The organism is Rhizobium sp. Root1334, from assembly GCF_001426665.1.
Lineage (GTDB): Bacteria > Pseudomonadota > Alphaproteobacteria > Rhizobiales > Rhizobiaceae > Pararhizobium.
In genome coordinates, this window is sequence record NZ_LMEY01000029.1 from 399,233 (window position 1) to 418,175 (window position 18,943).

At 60.6% G+C, this 18,943-nt stretch carries 12 protein-coding genes; 4 read left to right on the plus strand and 8 right to left on the minus strand.

What is annotated here, in order from left to right:
- Nucleotides 1–127 precede the first annotated feature (127 nt).
- The 4 genes from ASD36_RS26745 to ASD36_RS26760 form a co-directional block, all read right to left on the minus strand.
- Nucleotides 128–1,408 carry an ABC transporter permease gene (locus ASD36_RS26745; protein ID WP_060502533.1) on the minus strand — a complete coding sequence of 427 codons (1,281 nt, stop codon included), beginning with the start codon at nucleotides 1,406–1,408 and terminating at the stop codon, nucleotides 128–130.
- On the minus strand, nucleotides 1,405–2,097 hold the full coding sequence (locus ASD36_RS26750; RefSeq protein WP_060502532.1) for an ATP-binding cassette domain-containing protein: 693 nt from the start codon (nucleotides 2,095–2,097) through the stop codon (nucleotides 1,405–1,407). The genes ASD36_RS26745 and ASD36_RS26750 overlap by 4 nt, the downstream gene beginning before the upstream one ends.
- 5 nt (nucleotides 2,098–2,102) lie before the next feature.
- Nucleotides 2,103–2,525: a hypothetical protein gene (locus ASD36_RS26755; protein WP_244481964.1), complete on the minus strand. Its 423-nt coding sequence runs from the start codon at nucleotides 2,523–2,525 to the stop codon at nucleotides 2,103–2,105.
- Nucleotides 2,526–2,662: 137 nt separating this feature from the next.
- Nucleotides 2,663–4,420, minus strand: a complete 1,758-nt coding sequence (locus tag ASD36_RS26760; RefSeq protein ID WP_060502530.1) for an alkaline phosphatase — start codon at nucleotides 4,418–4,420, stop codon at nucleotides 2,663–2,665.
- 418 nt (nucleotides 4,421–4,838) lie between these two features.
- Between ASD36_RS26760 and ASD36_RS26765 the strand changes: the two genes are divergently transcribed.
- Together ASD36_RS26765 and ASD36_RS26770 are read left to right on the plus strand one after the other, a co-directional pair.
- Nucleotides 4,839–5,873, plus strand: coding sequence for an aspartate-semialdehyde dehydrogenase (locus tag ASD36_RS26765; protein ID WP_060502529.1), 1,035 nt, complete (start codon nucleotides 4,839–4,841; stop codon nucleotides 5,871–5,873).
- A 271-nt stretch (nucleotides 5,874–6,144) separates the two neighbouring features.
- Entirely contained in the window at nucleotides 6,145–6,966 is an 822-nt protein-coding gene (locus ASD36_RS26770) for a lytic transglycosylase domain-containing protein (RefSeq protein WP_060502528.1), read from the plus strand.
- Between the two features lie 150 nt (nucleotides 6,967–7,116).
- Here the strand turns inward: ASD36_RS26770 and ASD36_RS26775 are convergent, their stop codons facing one another.
- Together ASD36_RS26775 and pdxY are read right to left on the minus strand one after the other, a co-directional pair.
- A complete protein-coding gene (locus ASD36_RS26775) occupies nucleotides 7,117–7,758 on the minus strand; it encodes a carbonic anhydrase (RefSeq protein WP_060502527.1) in 642 nt (213 codons plus the stop codon).
- A gap of 214 nt (nucleotides 7,759–7,972) precedes the next feature.
- Entirely contained in the window at nucleotides 7,973–8,848 is an 876-nt protein-coding gene (gene pdxY / locus ASD36_RS26780; protein WP_060502526.1) for a pyridoxal kinase PdxY, read from the minus strand.
- 284 nt (nucleotides 8,849–9,132) lie between these two features.
- Between pdxY and ASD36_RS26785 the strand changes: the two genes are divergently transcribed.
- Together ASD36_RS26785 and ASD36_RS26790 are read left to right on the plus strand one after the other, a co-directional pair.
- Nucleotides 9,133–13,920 (plus strand): NAD-glutamate dehydrogenase, encoded by a 4,788-nt coding sequence (locus ASD36_RS26785; RefSeq protein ID WP_060502525.1) that lies wholly within the window; start codon nucleotides 9,133–9,135, stop codon nucleotides 13,918–13,920.
- 43 nt (nucleotides 13,921–13,963) lie between these two features.
- Nucleotides 13,964–15,355, plus strand: coding sequence for an MFS transporter (locus ASD36_RS26790; protein ID WP_244481945.1), 1,392 nt, complete (start codon nucleotides 13,964–13,966; stop codon nucleotides 15,353–15,355).
- 44 nt (nucleotides 15,356–15,399) lie between these two features.
- On the opposite strand, the gene purH is transcribed toward ASD36_RS26790, so the two are convergent.
- On the minus strand, nucleotides 15,400–17,013 hold the full coding sequence (gene purH / locus ASD36_RS26795; RefSeq protein WP_060502838.1) for a bifunctional phosphoribosylaminoimidazolecarboxamide formyltransferase/IMP cyclohydrolase: 1,614 nt from the start codon (nucleotides 17,011–17,013) through the stop codon (nucleotides 15,400–15,402).
- Between the two features lie 128 nt (nucleotides 17,014–17,141).
- Nucleotides 17,142–18,827 (minus strand): heparinase II/III family protein, encoded by a 1,686-nt coding sequence (locus tag ASD36_RS26800; protein WP_060502524.1) that lies wholly within the window; start codon nucleotides 18,825–18,827, stop codon nucleotides 17,142–17,144.
- Nucleotides 18,828–18,943: the final 116 nt, after the last annotated feature.

Here is an 18,943-nt window from a genome sequence, read left to right on the forward strand (position 1 = left end):
CGCACCCTTGAATGCTTCGGAATCCTCCCTGATACCGAAGCGGAATGCGCCATGAGACCAAAATGGCAGAAAACACCCTGGGGTGGCAGAGCGGCTTTGGGATTATGACTTTAGTCGAATGCGGCGATCAGGCGCGGAGCGCTGCGGCCGGGGATTGGCGATAGGCGAGAAGCGCCGGTGCAAGCGCAAGCATGGCGGAGAATAGCACGATGGCTGCCACGCTCTTCAGATCGTCACGGATGAAACCAACCGGCAGAACAATGCCGCTTTCACCCGAAAACATCGCCGACAGCAGGATCGCGGCACCGTAACCGATGGCAAAGCCGAAGAGAATGCCAAGCGCGATCAGGATGAAAAGTTCCAGCCAGACGATCGCAAGAACAGCCGATTGCGGCGCGCCAAAGGCTCTGAGCGCGCCGATCTGCCGGCGCCGCTGGCCGATATGCATGACTGTGACCATCAGGACGGCGGCAGCGACAAGGATCTGCGCCCCGACGGCAACGGCCGACAGAACCCGTTTGGCATCGCCAAGCGTCGCGTAGAGATTGGTCAGCACCTCGCCTGGAAACACCGCAAGGGTGCCGTTGCCGCGATAATCCTGCCGCAACTTGTAGGCGTCGGCGATGGTTTTTGGCTTGACGAGAATGGCAGGAAGACCGGGTGCCTCCGCCGTCCAGTTTTCATCAAGGGGAGCATCCGGGTCGACATGACCATGCCCGTGACCACCGGCGTGATCCTCATGACCGGGCTCTTCCGCATTATGAGCCTCGCCCGCTTCGGCAGCGTGATCGTGCTCATCCGCGTGTCCGCCCATTCCGTGCAGGCTCCAGACCGACTGGATCGGCACCAGGATCGCCCGGTCCCAGGACGTACCGGTTGCCGCCATCCGGCCGGTGATCCGATAGGCAAGTTCGGTGTGGGTTTCACCGCCGAGTGCGGCAAGTCCGTGGGTCGGCTTGACCTCATAACCGAGCGGCAGCGTCACCGCCGCGCCGATGACGGCTTCGCCTGCCTTGGAAAATACCCGGCCCTCCTTGAGTGCCGACAAATTGGTGGTGAGCGCGGTGGACGTGCCGACGATCGGATAGCCGGAGAAGGAATCGCCGAAGCCGACGGGCGCTGCCCAGGCAACGCGCGGATCGGCCGCAAGCTTGCCCAGCACATTGCCCGGCATCAGGGGCAGGGGAGAGGGCTGCAGGAAGACGGAGGAAAGCAGCAGTTGCGTTTCGCTGCCCGGCGCACCGACCACAAGGTCGAACCGGTCGGCGGCGCGGGCGCTGCCGAGCCTGAGCGCCCTTTCCTGTAGCGTGACAGCGACGCCAAGCGCGGTGGCAAAGGCGATTAGAAGCACGACGACCAGCGAACCGGCCCAGAGACGGCGCAGATCGGCAAAAATGAAACGGGTCACGCCGCCTTCTCCCGATGGGCGCGGTCCGAGGCGACCCGCCCGGCCGACAACGTGATACGGCGATCAAGCTGGCCCGTCAGGCGCGGATCGTGCGAGACGACAATCAGCGTACTCTCGTTGCTGACGGAAAGATCGATCAGCAGGCGGGAAACCGCATCGCCGCTTTCGCTATCGAGACTGGCCGTCGGCTCATCGGCGATCAGAACGCCGGGTTTGCGCAGCAGCGCCCGGGCAATCGCCACGCGCTGCATTTCACCGCGCGACATGGTCTCGATTTTCTGGTCGGCGCGACAAAGGCCGACCGCATAAAGCAGCATCAGCGCCCGGTCGGGATCGCCGGGTTTCATCGCACGCGATAGCCGGGCGGGCAGGAGGATGTTGTCGACCGCGCTTAGGCCTGGAAAGAGATGGAAGTCCTGCATGATCAGGCCGATATGCGCCCCACGCCAGCGATCGCGGCCGCGCTCGGACATTCCGGCAATATCGGCATCGCCCCAGCGGATGGAGCCGCCCGTTGCACAACGCTCAAGCCCGGTGAGGACATTCACCAGCGTACTCTTGCCCGAACCCGAGGCGCCGGTGACCGCAATACGGCTACCGGCTGTAATAGACAAAGAGGGGATATCAAGCACAGGGGAAAGGAGGCCGGGATAAGAAACGGAAATCCGGCTAAGCTCTAGCGATAACATCAGGACTATACCGAAGCATATTCAGCATTGCGCAACCGCAGGAGGCTGACAAAACCGGTTTCCGGATCGGTCCACGACCCGAACTCAAGCACGCCGCGCGCTTCGATCGTCTGCGAAGGCTGCACGAATGTCTGTTTCTCACCGAGATAGACAACGACGATATTGTCCGGCCAGTCCGAATCGGTCGAGCAGAATGGGCAGATCGACATCGGAATTTCGGTCAGCACGAAGAAGGCAGCCTCGGCCTTCAGCGGCGGCGCCATGAAACCCTTGATGGTGATCTCCTGACCGGCGAGCGACTTTACCTTTTCGGAGAACTCCAGCCCGAGAACGCCGAACTTGCTGTAGAGTTCATCGAAGGCAAGAGAGGGAGCGGCGGCGGCCGGGCGCGTAGCCGTCAGCAAAGGCAGACCCGCGAGCAGCGTCATCAGGGTACGCCGGGTCACTTGGGGATCAGGATGGGTCATGGGACGATCTCCTCGCGGAGCGGCTGGGGCTCAAGCGCAGCCTGAACCGGAAACGGAATTCGGCGGGCTGCAGGCAGCCCGCCGGACGCGATCATGGATCAGTTGGTCTGTTTGACGCCGAGAGCGAACGCATCGGCGAGGACGCGATACACGTCGCTCTGCTCCATATAGCCCTTGAAGCCTTCCGAACCGGGGCCGACAGCCTGCAGCACGACGTCGTCGACGGCGTGAACGCCTGAATCGCCTTCCTTCGGAATGTTGCCGGGCACGAAGACTGCGCCGGGCACATCCTTGTAGGCCTCGTTGGCTACATATTCCTTCTTTTCGTTCTGAATTGCCGGAACGAACGGACCATCCAGCTTCGGACGGAAGGTTTCATAGTGGTCCGGGCCGTTGTTGGCATTGAGGAACAGACGGCGGGTCACATCGACCTTATCCGGATAACCATCATTGTTTTCATCGGTATAGTTCGGGAAGCCGGCGCTTGCATACGTGCCGACTTTTTCGCGCATTTCGGTGCCCGGCTTTTCGTCATCGACGGTGCCGATGATCGAAACGCCGTGTGTGTGGTCACCAGTGACGATGATCAGCGTGTCGGGGTTCTTGGCGGCGAATTCGCGGGCAACGCCGATTGCCTTGTCGAATTCAATCGTATCGACGACGGCACGATCCCAATCGAGCGGGTGGGACATCTTGTCGACATTGGCAGCTTCGACCATCAGGAAGAAGCCTTCCGGGTTCTTCGACAGGTTGTCGAGGGCGACCTTGGTCATCTCGACGAGGCCAGGTTGGTTTGGAAACTTCTCGACTGTGCCCTTCTTGAGGAATTCGCGGTCGAGCGTGGTGTCCATGTTGCCGGTGTGGAAGATGCCGAGGATTTTTCCGGTGTTGGTCCCGGCCGCAGCTGCCAGTTCGGTCTTGTCGGTTGCAAGCGTATAGCCGGCGTCCTGGAACAACTTGACATAGTCCTTGTCGTCCTTGCGCTTCGAGCCAGGCGTGGCCTGCGGCAGGAAGTAAGCCGAGCCACCACCCAGGATAACGTCCGGCTTCACGTCGAACAGCATACCGTTGATCTCGGCCTTGTCGCCGCGCTTGCGGGTATGGGCGACAACGGCTGCCGGTGTCGCATCCTGCAGTTCGGCGGTCGAAATAATGCCGATCGACTTCTTGGTCTGGCGGCGGATGGCTTCGGCAATATTCTCAACCTTCGGGTCATCGAACGAATCCGGGGTGCGGTCGGCATAGACGCCGATGGCATTCACGGCCGTCTTGTGACCGGTCATGTAGGCGGACATGGTGTTGGCCGAATCCGTGGCGACCGCATCGGTTGCCGAGGTGCCGATGAAGGCGGCCGGCGGGATGTCGTCAAGGTTCAGACGGCCATTTGCCTTGCCCTCGGCCATGCCCTTGGACATGATGCGGGCAGCGGTGCGATGGGCAACCGAGAAGCCGTCTGCGATCAGGAAAATGACGTTCTTGGCCTTGGCGGTTTCGCCGGTGTTGTAGACGTCCCAGGTGACAGACTTCGATTCCGAGCCGGCGGTCACTTCGATCGTGTAGGTGCCTTCGGTCGGCAGGACGAGATCACGGGCGATCAATGCCGAGCCCAGCACCTTGTCTTCCTTGCCCTTTTCCTCGGCGACGAATTCGGCTTCCTTGCCGAGCACCGCCTTGTAATCCTGGCCGTTGACGGTGATCTTGACGTCTTCCGGCTTGACGACGGACTTGAACTCGACCTTGAAATCGAATGGGGAGCCGGCGAGGATCGTTGCACGATCCAGCGGATAAACGGTGGCGGCCTGTGCCGCCCCAGCGAGGATTGTCGTGGCGACAAGCGCCGACAGAAGCATACGCATGGAAAACCCCTTTTTGGTTTCGTCCGGTAATGACGGCCCGCAATAGTCACCCAGGATGACAGCGGCATGACACTTGCGTAACGTTTTGACAGCAGGCTGGCAGGCCTGTCTTCCTGACGCGTATTCTCAGCTTTCTGTTGACTCTGCGCCAAAACCGCGTAAGAGCAGCAGCGGAAAAGGACCCACCATGCACCGTTTTGGTTACGCCATCGCTGCGCTGATCGCCCCGGCATTCGCTGCCGGGCGGGTTCGTTCTTTCTCGATATCTTCCAAAACAACGGCCAAAACGACGACGAAAACCGTCTGACGTCTCTGGCCACCGCTCTCTCCCCGGCACGGCCGGGGACCTGAAACCCGCGCCTTTGGCCGGCGGGTTTCCCCCAAAGCCCCGCGGAGAGACAGAAAGAGAGCAAAGACAATGGGTTTCAAGATTGCTATTGCCGGCGCGACCGGAAATGTCGGCCGCGAAATGCTGAACATCCTCGAAGAACGCGGCTTTCCGGCTGATGAAGTCGTGGCTTTGGCCTCGGCCCGCAGCCAGGGCACCGAAGTTTCCTTCGGCGACAAGACGCTGAAGGTCAAGAACCTCGAAAATTACGATTTTTCCGACACCGATATCTGCCTGATGTCGGCCGGCGGCGCCGTGTCGCTGAAGTGGTCGCCGAAGATCGGCGCACAGGGCTGCGTCGTCATCGATAACTCGTCGGCCTGGCGCTACGACCAGGACGTGCCGTTGATCGTGCCGGAAGTAAATCCGGACGCCATCACCCAGTTCACCAAGCGCAACATCATTGCCAACCCGAATTGCTCGACAGCCCAGCTCGTCGTGGCGCTGAAGCCGCTGCATGACTTTGCCAAGATCAAGCGCGTTGTCGTCTCGACCTATCAGTCGGTGTCCGGCGCCGGCAAGGAAGGCATGGACGAACTGTTCAACCAGACCCGCGCCGTCTTCGTCGCCGATCCGGTCGAATCGAAGAAGTTCACCAAGCGCATCGCCTTCAACGTCATCCCGCATATCGATAGCTTCATGGAAGACGGCTACACGAAGGAAGAATGGAAGGTCCTGGCCGAAACCAAGAAGATGCTCGACCCGAAGATCAAGGTGACCTGCACCGCCGTGCGCGTTCCCGTCTTCATCGGCCATTCGGAATCGGTCAACATCGAATTCGAAAACGAGATCAGCGCCGATCAGGCCCGCGATATCCTGCGCGAGGCGCCGGGCTGCATCGTCATCGACAAGCACGAGAACGGCGGCTACATCACGCCTTATGAATCGGCCGGCGAAGACGCCACCTATATTTCGCGTATCCGCGAAGACGCGACAGTAGAGAACGGCCTGAACATGTGGGTTGTTTCCGACAACCTGCGCAAGGGCGCCGCCTTGAACGCCATCCAGATTGCCGAGCTTCTCGTCAATCGCGGCCTGATCAAGGCGAAGAAACAGGCTGCCTGATCAGAAATTATAAAGTTTTAACCAATTATACCCATTCGTGATGATACCAACCTTTCGGTTTTATCATCACGAATGGGTGAAAGCCTCGCATGATCCGTTAAACGGGATGCGGGGCTTCTTTGTAAAAAGGCAACTGCGACGTTTTTTCATAGTCAAAAGGAGGATTCACGTGAAACACGCCCTCCCGATACTGTACCAACGTCGTGACAGAAACCGCAAAGACTGGCATTTTGCGGACACAAATTTGGATTCAGGCAATACGGGGTATTTCATGCGCAAGGCAAAGTGCGTACTGGCAGGTTTCACGGCGATGGTCGCGGCGGCAATTCTGCCGTCGATGGCATCGGCTGCGCAATGCAGCAACACATCGGCAGGCTTTGATGCCTGGGTCGAGAACTTCAAGGGCGAAGCCGCAGGACGTGGCATCAGCCCGGCGGTGCTGAACAAGGCCTTTGCCAACGTCACCTACAACAAGGCGACGATCCGCGCCGACCGCGGCCAGAAGAGCTTCAAGTTGTCGCTCGACCAGTTCATGCAGAAGCGTGGCGGCCAGACGATCATCTCGCGCGGCAAGAAGATGAAGGCGCAGAACGCCGCCCTCTTCAACTCCATCGAAAACCGCTACGGTGTACCAGCCGGCCCGATCATCGCGATCTGGGGCATGGAAACCGGTTTCGGCGGCTTCCTGGGCAAGGAACACACGCTCTCGGCCGTCGCGACACTGTCGTTTGACTGCCGCCGTTCCGACTTTTTCACCAACCAACTCTATGCGGCGCTAACCCTCGTGCAGCGCGGCGACCTCAGCCCCGACGCCCGCGGTGCAGCGCATGGCGAAATTGGCCAGACGCAGTTCCTGCCGGCCAATGTGCTGAAATACGGCGTCGATGGTGACGGCAACGGCCATATCGACATGGTCCGCTCCAAGGCGGACGCACTTGCCTCGACCGCCAACTTCCTGCGCGGCCACGGCTGGAGCGCCGGCGCCGGCTATCAGCCCGGCCAGCCCAATTTCGGTGCGATCCAGGGCTGGAACGCCGCCAGTGTCTATCAGCAGGCAATCGCCATCATCGGCGCCGAAATCGACGGCCGCTGATCCGCAACGCAGTTTTAGGAATAAAAAAATCCGCAGCCCGGGAAACCAGGCTGCGGATTTTTATTTGACGTCGAGCGGCAACGCGGGATCAGGCGCAGATTGCCGGCATCGCAGATGTCTGACGGCCATGTGTGCCCGCCGCGCGGAGGTTCACATTCCCGGCCGGCCGAAATCACCGCTCTTGGCGTCCATAACCCAAAGCTCACCGGTCGAAATATCGAACCAGGCACCGTGAAGCTGCAGTTTGCCGCGCTGTTCGAGGATTTGAACGCACGGGAAAGTCCGCAGATTGGCAATGGAGTTGCGGATGGACACGCGTTCCAGCGCCCTCTGGCGCTCACCGGCGGTCATCACCTCGTTGCTCTGGATCTGTTCCGCAGCCGGCTTCAGAAGGTGCATCCAGCGGCCGATGAAATCCCCCGGCGAGAGCGGCTCGGCATTGACATCGAGCGCAGCCTTGATGCCACCGCAACGGCCATGGCCCATCACGACGATATCGCTGACCTTCAGAACCTGTACCGCAAATTCCAGCGCCGCCGATGTCGAGTGATAGTGACCATCCGGCTCATAGGGCGGCATCAGATTGGCGACGTTTCGAACGACGAACAGTTCACCCGGGCCACTATCGAAAATGGTTTCCGGCGCCGCACGGCTGTCACAACAGGCAATGACAAGCGTTTTCGGTTGCTGACCAGTTTCCGCCAGGGCCTTGTATCTCTGTTGCTGCTCGCTGAAGCGGCCGCTCATGAAGTTGTTATAGCCCTTCAGCAACTGGCTCGGGAAACGCTGCATGTTCGATCACTCCGCTCTTTGAGTTAGTGGACATTTACAAATGCTCATGCCGACAGCCCGCGACATATCATCTTTGTGCGCCGCACACAGGCAAATTTACGGCAGCCCACGCCGCCGGTGATATCCGTGAAACTCTCCGTATCGTTTGCTTTGGGTGGAAACGGTTTATTCGCTCAAGGCATGTGCTGGCAAGAGGTAGATCGGCCGAACGATATCAAGAGCGCCGTTTCTGCCCGGGATGCAGCAATCGCCGCATCTGAACCATGGCCATCGGCGTCGCCAGACTGGCGGCATCCCGCTCCAGCGTTAGTTCATCGGCACCGCGCTTGCCAGTGCGGGCAATGATCTCGAAAACGCTCGCGGTCGCCAATTGCAGCGCCCGCTCCTCGTTCAACCCTTCCAGAAGCCGGGCAACAAACAAAGCCGCCAGGAGGTCGCCGGTCCCGTTCGGCGGATTGTCGATCAGCCGGTGTTCGGCCAGCAGCGCATGATTGCCGGACAGGTAGAGATTGCCGGTGCCCCCCTGCATCATCGGGATGGCCGAGGTGACGAGCATGCGCGACGGCCCGAGCGAAAGGGCCGCCTCGAGAATTGCAGCATTTGTTTCAAGTTCCACGCCACAAAGCCAGGAAAGCTCGAACCGGTTCGGCGTGGCAAGCGAGGCAAGCGGCAGCAAACGGTCGCGCATCGCAATGGCCGTCGCCTCCGGGACATAAAGCCCGCCCGCATCGCCCATCACCGGATCGCAGGCATAGAACAAATCAGGGTTCTTCACGCGCAAGGCTTCAACGAGGCGGGCAACGCCCTCTGCCTGGTGGGCTCCAGCGAGATAGCCGGACAGGACCGCGCGGACTTCGCCCGTCCACGGCGCGCGGATCAGATCGTCGATCAACCGGTCGAAATCCTCGGCACCCACCGTCACCCGCGTCGACGGACCATGGCCGGGATGCCAGGGCAGGATAACCGTCGGCACAGCCCAGACCGGATAGCCCAGCGTCTCAAGCGCAAAGACGGCTGCGCGATTGCCAACGGATCCGCGAATCACATGGCTGGAAATGACGATGACGGCGCCGGGGGCAGGCTCGGACATTTCTGATTTTCCGCTGTTTCGACCTGTCCAGATCGCCCGACAGTCATGCCGCTGTCAACTGCGGCTGCCAAAAGATCGGAAGGCTCATTTCGGCCTCGTCCATGAGGACAATGAAATATGCGAATACAACCGATTGAATTCGAAAATCGGCGAGAACTTGCCGAAAATTTCATAAAGCCATTCCGATTTGGATCAATCTGACCGAAAAATGGCCACAAAAACAATCGCTATGGGCAATTCTTCTGGTAGGTTCGGCCAAAATGGTGATTGCGGGGAGTTACGTCATGGGCACCAAATACAATCCGAAAAAAGACCGTCATTTCGAAGCAGTCAGTGAAGCCGGCAAGGTCCTGGGGCTAAAAATGCTCGCTCCGGAAATCCTGTTTCGCCGCGCCAGCCATGATGATCTGGATGCCTATACGCCGGAGATGCTGGCGCTGACCGCCGCCCACGCGCTGACGGCGATCAACCGCAAGGAAAGCGACCGTCCGGTGATCAGCGTGGAGACCATCGAGGGCATTGCCCCCAATGGCGACGACGTTTCGGTTCTCTCCGTGACCGATCGCAACATGCCATTCCTCTACGACTCGATCATGGGTGAGGTGACCAGCACCCATCGCGACATTCTTCTTGCCGTGCATCCCATTCTGGTTCTTGAGGCCGGGAAGCCAGCTAAGATCTTCGATCCGGAAGAGAAGAGCGATCCGGCTACACGGATCAGCCATATCCAGATTCATATGACCCGCCTGACCGGCACCGAGGCCGAAGACCTGAAGGAGCGGATTGCCAACGTGCTATCCCAGGTTCATCAGGCAGTCGGCGACTGGACCCCGATGACGGCGCTGCTCGACCAGGCCATGAACGAACTGGAAAACCACGCACCAAGCCGCAAGAAGGGCGACCGCGATGAGGCGCTGGCTTTCCTGCGCTGGCTACGCGGCAACAATTTCACCTTCCTCGGCATGCGCGAGTATACCTATTCCGGCAAGGGCGACGATGCCGTGGTGGAACGCGGCGAGGGCCGGGGCCTCGGGATTCTCTCCAATCCCGATGTGCGCGTACTGCGCCAGGGTAAGGATGCCGTGCTGACGACCCCGGAAATCCTGGCCTTCCTCAACGGCCCGGATTTCCTCATTATCACCAAGGCCAATGTCAAATCGGTCGTCCACCGCCGCGCCTATATGGACTATATCGGGGTCAAGCGTTTCGACGAGGCCGGCAATGTCACCGGCGAACTGCGCATCGTTGGCCTGTTCACGTCCAGCGCCTACACGAGGCCTGCCGCAGACATTCCGCTCTTGCGCTTCAAAGTCGAGAAGATCGTCGATCATTTCGGCTTCGATCCGCAGAGCCATTCCGGTAAGATGCTGACCAATACGCTCGAATCCTATCCGCGCGACGACCTGTTCCAGATCGACGTCAGCCTGCTGGCCAGTTTCTGCGAACAGATCAACGAACTGGCCGACCGGCCACGAACCCGGGTTCTGCCGCGTATCGACCATTTCGATCGTTTCGTTTCCGTTATCGTCTATGTTCCACGCGAACAGTATGATTCGGATGTCCGTGAAAAGATCGGGCTCTATCTGAAAACCATCTATGACGGCCGCGTCTCCGCCTATTACCCGGCTTTCCCGGAAGGCGGCCTTGCCCGCGTGCATTTCATCATCGGCCGTTCCGGCGGCAAGACGCCGCGCGTGGCGCAGGCAAAGCTTGAAGACGCGGTTCGCGATATCGTCACCCGCTGGATCGACCGGTTCAATTTGCTGGCCCGTCATGACGGGGTGTCGATCTCCGTCAACGCCGCCTATCAGGCAGCCTTTACGCCAGCCGAAGCCCATAGCGACCTCGCCGATATCGCTGCATGCTCCCTGGATGACCCGATCCGCATCGCCTTCTACCAGAAGCGTGGCAAGGGCCCAGAATCGCTTGAACTGAAGATTTTCCATGCCGGCGAACCGGTCTCGCTCTCGCACCGCGTTCCATTGCTGGAAAATCTCGGCTTCCGGGTCATCAGCGAACAGACCCATGACATTATCGTCTCCTGCGCCAAGGGCGGTGATCGCCTCGTTGTTCTGCACGATATGGAATTGATCCATCGCGATGGGCACCTGCTCAATCTCGACAAGACCGGCCCGATGCTGGAGGAAGCCTATCTTTCCGCCTGGAACGGCGTCATCGAGGATGACAGCTTCAACCGGCTGATCCTGCTTTCCGGCCTGAGTGCCCGCGAAGTCACGGTGCTGCGCGCCTATGCGCGCTATCTGCGCCAGACCGGCATCACCTATTCGCAGGGTTACCTCGCCGATACGCTGAACAAATATCCGGCCATCGCTACAAATATCTTCAAGCTTTTCGTCACCCGCATGGACCCCACGCTGGAAGATAAGCCGAAAACGAAGCGTACGACAGCGCTGAAAGCAGCGATCGAGGAGGCCCTGAACGCCGTTCCGAGCTTGGACGAAGACCAGATCCTGCGCCGCTACGTCAACGCCATCGAGGCGACGCTGCGTACCAACTATTTCCAGCGCGACGCCGACGGTAATCCGAAGGTGATGCTGGCTTTCAAGCTCGATCCGAAGATCCTCGATGGCCTGCCGGAGCCGCGGCCTTTCCGCGAAATCTTCGTCTATGGCACCCAGGTCGAAGGTGTTCACCTGCGCTTCGGCAAGGTGGCCCGTGGCGGATTGCGCTGGTCGGACCGTTCGCAGGATTATCGCACCGAAGTGCTTGGCCTGGTCAAGGCGCAGCAGGTCAAGAACGCCGTCATCGTGCCGGTCGGCGCCAAGGGTGGCTTCTATCCGAAGCAACTGCCCGCCGGCGGCACCCGCGACGAGATCTTCAAGGCCGGCACCGAGGCCTACAAGACCTATATCCGCACCATGCTGTCGATCACCGACAACATTGTCGGCCAGGACATCGTGGCACCGGCCGATACGCTGCGGCTGGATGGTGACGACCCCTATTTCGTCGTTGCCGCCGACAAGGGCACGGCAACCTTCTCCGACACGGCCAACGGCCTCGCGCAGGAAGCCGGCTTCTGGCTGGACGACGCCTTCGCCTCCGGCGGTTCTGCCGGCTACGACCACAAGAAGATGGGCATCACCGCGCGCGGCGCCTGGGAAACCGTCAAGCGGCATTTCCGCGAGATGAACATCGATATCCAGACGACGCCGTTCAGTGTCGCCGGTGTCGGCGACATGTCGGGCGACGTGTTTGGCAACGGCATGCTTCTGTCGGAGAAAATCCGCCTGATCGCCGCCTTCGACCATCGCGACATCATCATCGATCCTGATCCGGATATCGAAAGATCCTTTGCCGAGCGCAAGCGCATGTTCAACCTGCCGCGCTCGAGCTGGCAGGACTATGACCGCTCGACGCTTTCGGACGGCGCGATGATCATTCCGCGCACGGAAAAGTCGGTAACGCTGACGCCACAGGCGATGGCAGCGATCGGCATCGAGAAAAGCCAGGCGACACCGTTCGAAATCATGACGGCGATCCTGAAAAGCCAGGTCGATCTGCTCTGGTTCGGCGGCATCGGCACCTATGTGCGCGGCGCGACCGAAACCGACGCTGATGTCGGCGACCGCGCCAACGACCCTATCCGCATCACCGCTGACGATGTCGGCGCCAAGGTGATCGGCGAGGGCGCCAATCTGGGTGTTACCCAGCGCGGCCGCATCGGCTTTGGCCTCAAGGGCGGGCGCTGCAATTCCGACGCCATCGACAACTCCGCCGGCGTCAATTCGTCCGACGTGGAAGTGAACATCAAAATCGCGCTCGCCTCTGCCATGCGCGACGAGCGGTTGACACGCGCCAAGCGCAACACGCTGCTCGCTTCGATGACTGACGAAGTGGCGGCACTGGTGCTGCGCAACAACTACGAACAGTCTCTGGCGATCTCGCTGACGGAAATGCTGGGTGCCGGCAACCGGACGGCTCTTGCCCGGCTCATGACCCGGCTGGAAGCCGACGGCCATCTCAACCGCAAAGTGGAGGTGCTGCCGAACGATCTGGCCCTGAGCGAGCGCTACCAAAGCGGCAAGGCCCTGACACGCGCTGAAATTGGCGTACTTGTGTCCTATGCCAAGATCGTGCTGTTCGACGAAGTCGTCGCCAGTGAACTGCCGGACGACGACTATCTCGCGACAACACTACGTGATTACTTCCCGGCGAAAATGCACAAGGCGCATGCCAATGACATCAATGAACACCGGCTGCGCCGCGAGATCATTGCCACGGTTCTCGCCAACGACGTCATCAATCGCGGCGGGCCGGCTTTTGTCAGCACACTGATCGACCAGACGGGCTTCATGCCGGCAGACGTGGTCAAGGCCGCAGTTCTGACACGTGACGGCTACGACCTGAAGCGCATCTATGGCGACATCGACGCGCTCGACAACGTCATCAGCGGCGCGGTGCAGAATGAGCTCTACCAGGAGGCGGCACGTATCTTTGCCATCGTCACCGAACGGACGCTCAGGACCAAGGCAATGCAGGCGCCGCTCGGCGAGGCGATCGAGCAGCTGCGCGAAGCCTTGCAGAAACTGAAATCGGCCCTGCAAAGCTCGATTCCCGAGGACGCAAAGGCGGATGTACGGCAAAGGGCCGACTATTTCATCGAGCGCGGCGTGCCGCCGGCACTTGCCGAAGAAATCGCGGCTCTCGCCGTGCTGACCTTCGTGCCGGAGATCATCCAGATCACCGCCGATACCGGCGTGACGCTGGCACGCACGGCACAGAGCTACTTTGGCGTAACCCAGAATCTGCGGATCGCCCGGCTGCTCGCCGCCGCCGAGCGGGTTTCGGCAACCGAGCAATACGAGGCCATGGCCCTTTCGCGCAGCATCAACGACATCTCTACCGCGCGCAAGGACATCACCATCGCGGTGCTGACGAACAAGAAGGATGAGCGCAATCCCGTCGGCGCCTGGCAGGACAGCGATCTCAGCCGGATTTCCCGCGTGACCGACCAATTGACCCAGCTGACGGAAAAGGGAGAAACCACGCTCGCCAAGATCACCGTCGCCGCTGGCCTCTTGAGCGATCTTGCGCAGAACAGGATGAGGTGACACTGTCCGCGCCAGACGGGGCGGGCAGACGGTGGAGAATCAGGTGAGCAGCATCTCGGTGGAGGCTGGCGACGAGCCAAAGGTATCGCGCGCTGGCCTCGGCGGCTGGATGCTGTTCGACTGGGCGGCCCAGCCGTTCTTCACCGTGATCATCACCTTCATCTTTGGCCCCTACTTCGTCTCGCGGCTGACCGACGACCCGGCTTACGGGCAGGCGATGTGGGGCTATACGCTGACCATCTCCGGCATCGTCATCGCCGTGTTGTCGCCGGTACTCGGGTCGATCGCCGACCAGACCGGCGCGCGAAAGCCCTGGATCGCATTCTTTGCCGTCATCAAGATCATTTCACTGGCGCTCCTGTGGTTCGCCGTGCCGGGATCGTCGCTGATCTATCCGTTCATCTTCATTATTCTGGCCTCGATCGCAGCGGAATTCTCGATTGTTTTCAACGATTCGATGATGCCGCGCCTGGTCGGCGAAAAAGAGATCGGCCGTATCTCCAACATGGCCTGGGGGCTTGGCTATCTCGGCGGCATGATAGTCCTGATTGCCGTTGTCACGCTACTTGCCGGAAGCCCGGAATCCGGCAAAACAATTCTCGGAATAGACCCGCTGTTCGGGCTTGATCCGGCAACTGGCGCCGATGCGCGGGTCACGGGGCCGATCTCAGCCCTCTGGTATCTGGTTTTCATCCTGCCGATGTTCCTGTTCACGCCCGATGCCCAGAAGGCCGCTATGCCGGCTATGACCGCGGTGCGCGCCGGACTGACTGAACTGCGCCATACGATCGGCGAACTGCGCCACCGCTCCGGAATCCTGCGTTTCCTGATTGCCCGGATGATCTTTCAGGACGGGGTCAACGGCCTTTTGGCGCTGGGCGGCACGTTTGCTGCCAGCATGTTTGCTTGGCAGACCGTCGAGCTTGGCGTCTACGGCATCATTCTTAATGTCGTGGCGATCGGCGGCTGCCTCTATGCCAGCCGGCTCGATGCAAAACTCGGCTCCAAGGTGATCGTTACCGTCAGCCTGATCTGCCTGACCATCGCCACGCTCGGCATCGTCTCGACTGGACCCGGCTACACATTGTTCGGGCTGCTACCGCTGCCAACCACCGATTCCGGCGCGATGTTCGGCACGGCAGCAGAGAAGGCCTACATCGTCTTTGGCCTTCTGGTCGGGATTGCTTTCGGTCCGGTCCAGGCCTCGTCCCGCTCCTACATGGCGCGCAGTGTCAGCGCCGATGAGGCAGGGCGCTATTTCGGCATTTACGCGCTCTCTGGCCGTGCAACGACCTTTCTGGCGCCCGCCGCCGTTGCCACCGTTACCCTGATGACGGGATCGGCCCGCATCGGCATGATGGCCCTGGTCGTTTTTCTGGGTGCCGGCCTTCTGATCCTCATCCGCACGCCTTATCCGGCGAATAAGCCCGCATAAAAAAACCCGCCGGAAGGCGGGTTTCTTAGCCGGTGATTGATGGATCAATGCCGGAAATGGCGCATGCCGGTAAACACCATCGCCACGCCAGCCTCATCGGCGGCGGCGATGACTTCCGGATCGCGCATCGAGCCACCCGGCTGGATAACGGCAGTGGCGCCAGCTGCGATCATCGACAGCAGACCATCGGCAAACGGCAGGAAAGCTTCCGAGGCAACGGCGGAACCGCGGGTGAGCGGCGCAGCAAGTCCGAGCGCCTTGGCGGCTTCTTCGGCCTTCAGGGCGGCGATGCGGGCTGAATCCACACGGCTCATCTGGCCCGCACCGATGCCGACGGTCTGACCGTCCTTGGCATAGACGACAGCGTTGGATTTCACATGCTTTGCCACCTTGAAGGCGAACTTCATGTCTTCCAGTTCCTGCGCTGTCGGTGCGCGCTTGGTGACGACCTTGAGATCGAGATCCTCGACCATGCCATTGTCACGCGTCTGCACCAAGAGGCCGCCGGACACCGTCTTTGCCGTCAGGCCGGGTATGCGCGGGTCGGGCAGAGCGCCGGTGATCAGCAGGCGCAGGTTCGGCTTGGCGGCGATGACCACCTTGGCGACGTCGCTGACCGACGGGGCGATGATGACTTCCGTGAACAGCTTGACGATTTCTTCCGCCGTGGCGCCATCCAGCTCCTGGTTGAGAGCGATGATGCCACCGAAGGCGGAGGTGGAATCGCAGGCAAGCGCGCGCTCATACGCCTCGAGCAGGGTCGCGCCGGTCGCCACGCCGCAGGGGTTGGCATGCTTGATGATGGCGACGGCCGGGGATTTTGCAACCGGGAACTCGGCAACCAGCTCGAAGGCGGCGTCGGTGTCGTTGATATTGTTGTAGGAGAGCTGCTTGCCCTGCAGGAGCGTCGCTGTTGCTACGCCCGGGCGGTTTTCGCCGGTGATGTAGAATCCGGCTTTCTGATGCGGGTTTTCGCCGTAGCGCATCTCTTCCTTCAGTACGCCGCCGATGGTGCGGTGAATCGGCATTGGCGTATCCAGCACCTCGGCGAACCAGCCTGAAATGGCGGTATCATAGGCGGCGGTGCGGGCGTAGGCCTTGGCCGCCATCTTCTGGCGGAAGGCGAAGGATGTGGCGGCACCGGCGCCCAGTTCGGCCAGAAGCCCCGCATAATCGGAGGCGTCGGTGATGACGGTGACATAGGCGTGGTTCTTGGCCGAGGCACGGATCATTGCCGGGCCGCCGATATCGATATTTTCGACCGTCGTCGGATAATCGCCGCCCTTGGCGCGGACATCCTCGAAGGGATAGAGATTGATCACGGCCAGATCGATGCCGGTAATGCCATGCGTCGTCATCGCCTGGACATGATCTTCGTCATCGCGGATCGCCAGAAGCCCGCCATGGACGCCAGGATGCAGCGTCTTCACCCGGCCATCCATCACTTCCGGAAAACCGGTGAGTTCGGACACGTCGGTGACCGGCAGGCCGGCATCGGCGAGAGCCTTGTGCGTGCCGCCGGTCGAAACAAGATGAACGCCCTTCTGGTGCAGGGCGCGCGCCAGATCGACGATGCCGGTCTTATCGGAAACGGAGAGGAGGGCGGTGCGGACAGTGACCTGATCCGGGGCGGGAATCTTCTTGGAGGCGACAGCCATCATCAAGCTCCTTGGCTTAGGCGCCGGATATCGGGAGGGTCTTCCGGCAAATGTCCGCCTGCCGTTAACACAGCTTTTCACCTGAAGAAACCGCAGTCACGGCAATGAGCGCTCTACCAAGGATATTGTCACCCTTCGCGCGAAAAAATCCACTGGATTTCCGGCTGTGAGGCCGCCGCGAAGGTGACGGTCAGTTGCGACGACTTCCGAACGCCGGAGGGATCGGCAAAGAAGATATCTTCCTCGACCAGAACCTCGCCGTCGCGGCACGTGAACAGCCAGACTTCGCCGTCCGGCGCGCTCAGATAGACCTCATGAGCGCTGTGCTGGCGGATATTGATCGACGGATGAATATGAAACCGGGCAACGGCGACGGCGCTGTTGCTTTGCGCCGGTTCCGAACCATCCGGCTGAAACAGCCGGTCGCGGCCGCGAACCGCATTTGCCTGGCCGTTGACGCTGATGTCGCGCTCGTGCAGCAGGCCAAAGGCCTGCGCGTAGCCATCATGGCTGGCGATGACAGCATCCGGCTGGCCTGCGCGTTCCTCGCGGCGGACCGCAACCTTGGAGACGCCGCCGGTGACGATGGGGCCGAGAAACCCCGACTGCGACAGGCGTGACGACGAGCGGTCATTGATTGTTACGGTCGAATGCGCCGCAGTCGAGCGCGCCAACTGGCGGAATCGTTCGCCGGCAAACTTTGGTGATCCGGAATTGATCACGAACCGGTGTCGGCCCGACGACATTTCGAACGACAGGCAACCCGCATGTGCCGTGCGCGACAATTCCGGCGACAGCGGCTTTCCGGTATCCATGATGACGACGACATTGTTATGCGCTAGCCGTTCATACTGAAGATGCGGCAAGGCCTTGAAGGGCGCACCAGCCGTTTCGTCATAGCGCAGGACGGCCATCAACTCATTGGCGAGCGTCGAGGTGGCGCCGTTGAACAGAGCCAGTTCACCTCCCTCGTGACGGAAGAACCGCAGCGCCGGATACATCCGGTCGATGCACGGGATCAACTTTGCCGGCACCTCATGACCGAGATTGACATAGGTCTGACGCAACGGCAGCAGGTCGATCAGCAATTCCAGACCCGTGCGCGGGTTACGCGAACTGTGGCCGCCATCGGGAAGAATTTGCCGGTCAAGCTCCACATCGAGATTGCGGGCGGCTTTGCGGATCGTCGCCTCGGACGCCGGCATGGCAACAGAGGCCATGGCGAGCGCGATCCGCGCGCGCAAGCGCGCGTCGCCGTCGCAGGTCGTGTCGGTTATGTGGCGCAGATAGCGCACCTGGAAGGCAAGGCTTTTCAGGAACCGCCGATAGAACGGATGCTCGGCATTGCGCAGGATGATCGGCGAATGTGACAGCCAGGCAATCAGGCGTTGAGAAATGATATCCGCTTCCCATGCTATACCGCCGATGTAGCGCCCGTGCGTGATGATCCAGTCATTGACGATATGGCGCAGATGCGCAAACGCCTCATCTTCCTTGACCGTGCGCATATGCCGGACCCAACCGAAGGAATGCAACCTTACGGCGAATTCATGCGATGGAAGATCTATCTCGAATGGCGATTCGCCCGCCGTATCCAATACGCGGCCCGCCAACGGGAAGCGGCCTTGCAGAATTTCCTGCGCCACGAAAGGATCAATGGCGCGCAGGTCGGTGGGAGCGACGATCAGCCGGTCAGGCGCTGTTCCGGTAAAGCGGAATGCGGTGTTGCGGCCCAAGGCGAGGCGGCGCGAGAAGCGGCGCCAGCCCTCACGCGCATACAGATAAAGAAGCCTTTGCCGGTCTGAAATCTGCATTTTCGACGCCTGCGCGTCTCCCTACTCCCGAACTGGCTTCATGCGGCATTGAAAACCGGAATGAGTGCTGTCCGTACCGGATACTCCAGGACGGTGATCGTGCCTGAAAAACCGTT

Excerpts from the sequence above, each read along its gene's own strand:
- ASD36_RS26750 (WP_060502532.1), bottom strand. The coding sequence starts at position 2,097 with ATGTTATCGCTAGAGCTTAGCCGGATTTCCGTTTCTTATCCCGGCCTC.
- ASD36_RS26755 (WP_244481964.1), bottom strand. The coding sequence starts at position 2,525 with ATGACGCTGCTCGCGGGTCTGCCTTTGCTGACGGCTACGCGCCCGGCC.
- ASD36_RS26760 (WP_060502530.1), bottom strand. The coding sequence starts at position 4,420 with ATGCGTATGCTTCTGTCGGCGCTTGTCGCCACGACAATCCTCGCTGGG.
- ASD36_RS26765 (WP_060502529.1), top strand. The coding sequence starts at position 4,839 with ATGGGTTTCAAGATTGCTATTGCCGGCGCGACCGGAAATGTCGGCCGC.
- ASD36_RS26770 (WP_060502528.1), top strand. The coding sequence starts at position 6,145 with ATGCGCAAGGCAAAGTGCGTACTGGCAGGTTTCACGGCGATGGTCGCG.
- ASD36_RS26775 (WP_060502527.1), bottom strand. The coding sequence starts at position 7,758 with ATGCAGCGTTTCCCGAGCCAGTTGCTGAAGGGCTATAACAACTTCATG.
- pdxY (WP_060502526.1), bottom strand. The coding sequence starts at position 8,848 with ATGTCCGAGCCTGCCCCCGGCGCCGTCATCGTCATTTCCAGCCATGTG.
- ASD36_RS26785 (WP_060502525.1), top strand. The coding sequence starts at position 9,133 with ATGGGCACCAAATACAATCCGAAAAAAGACCGTCATTTCGAAGCAGTC.
- purH (WP_060502838.1), bottom strand. The coding sequence starts at position 17,013 with ATGGCTGTCGCCTCCAAGAAGATTCCCGCCCCGGATCAGGTCACTGTC.
- ASD36_RS26800 (WP_060502524.1), bottom strand. The coding sequence starts at position 18,827 with ATGCAGATTTCAGACCGGCAAAGGCTTCTTTATCTGTATGCGCGTGAG.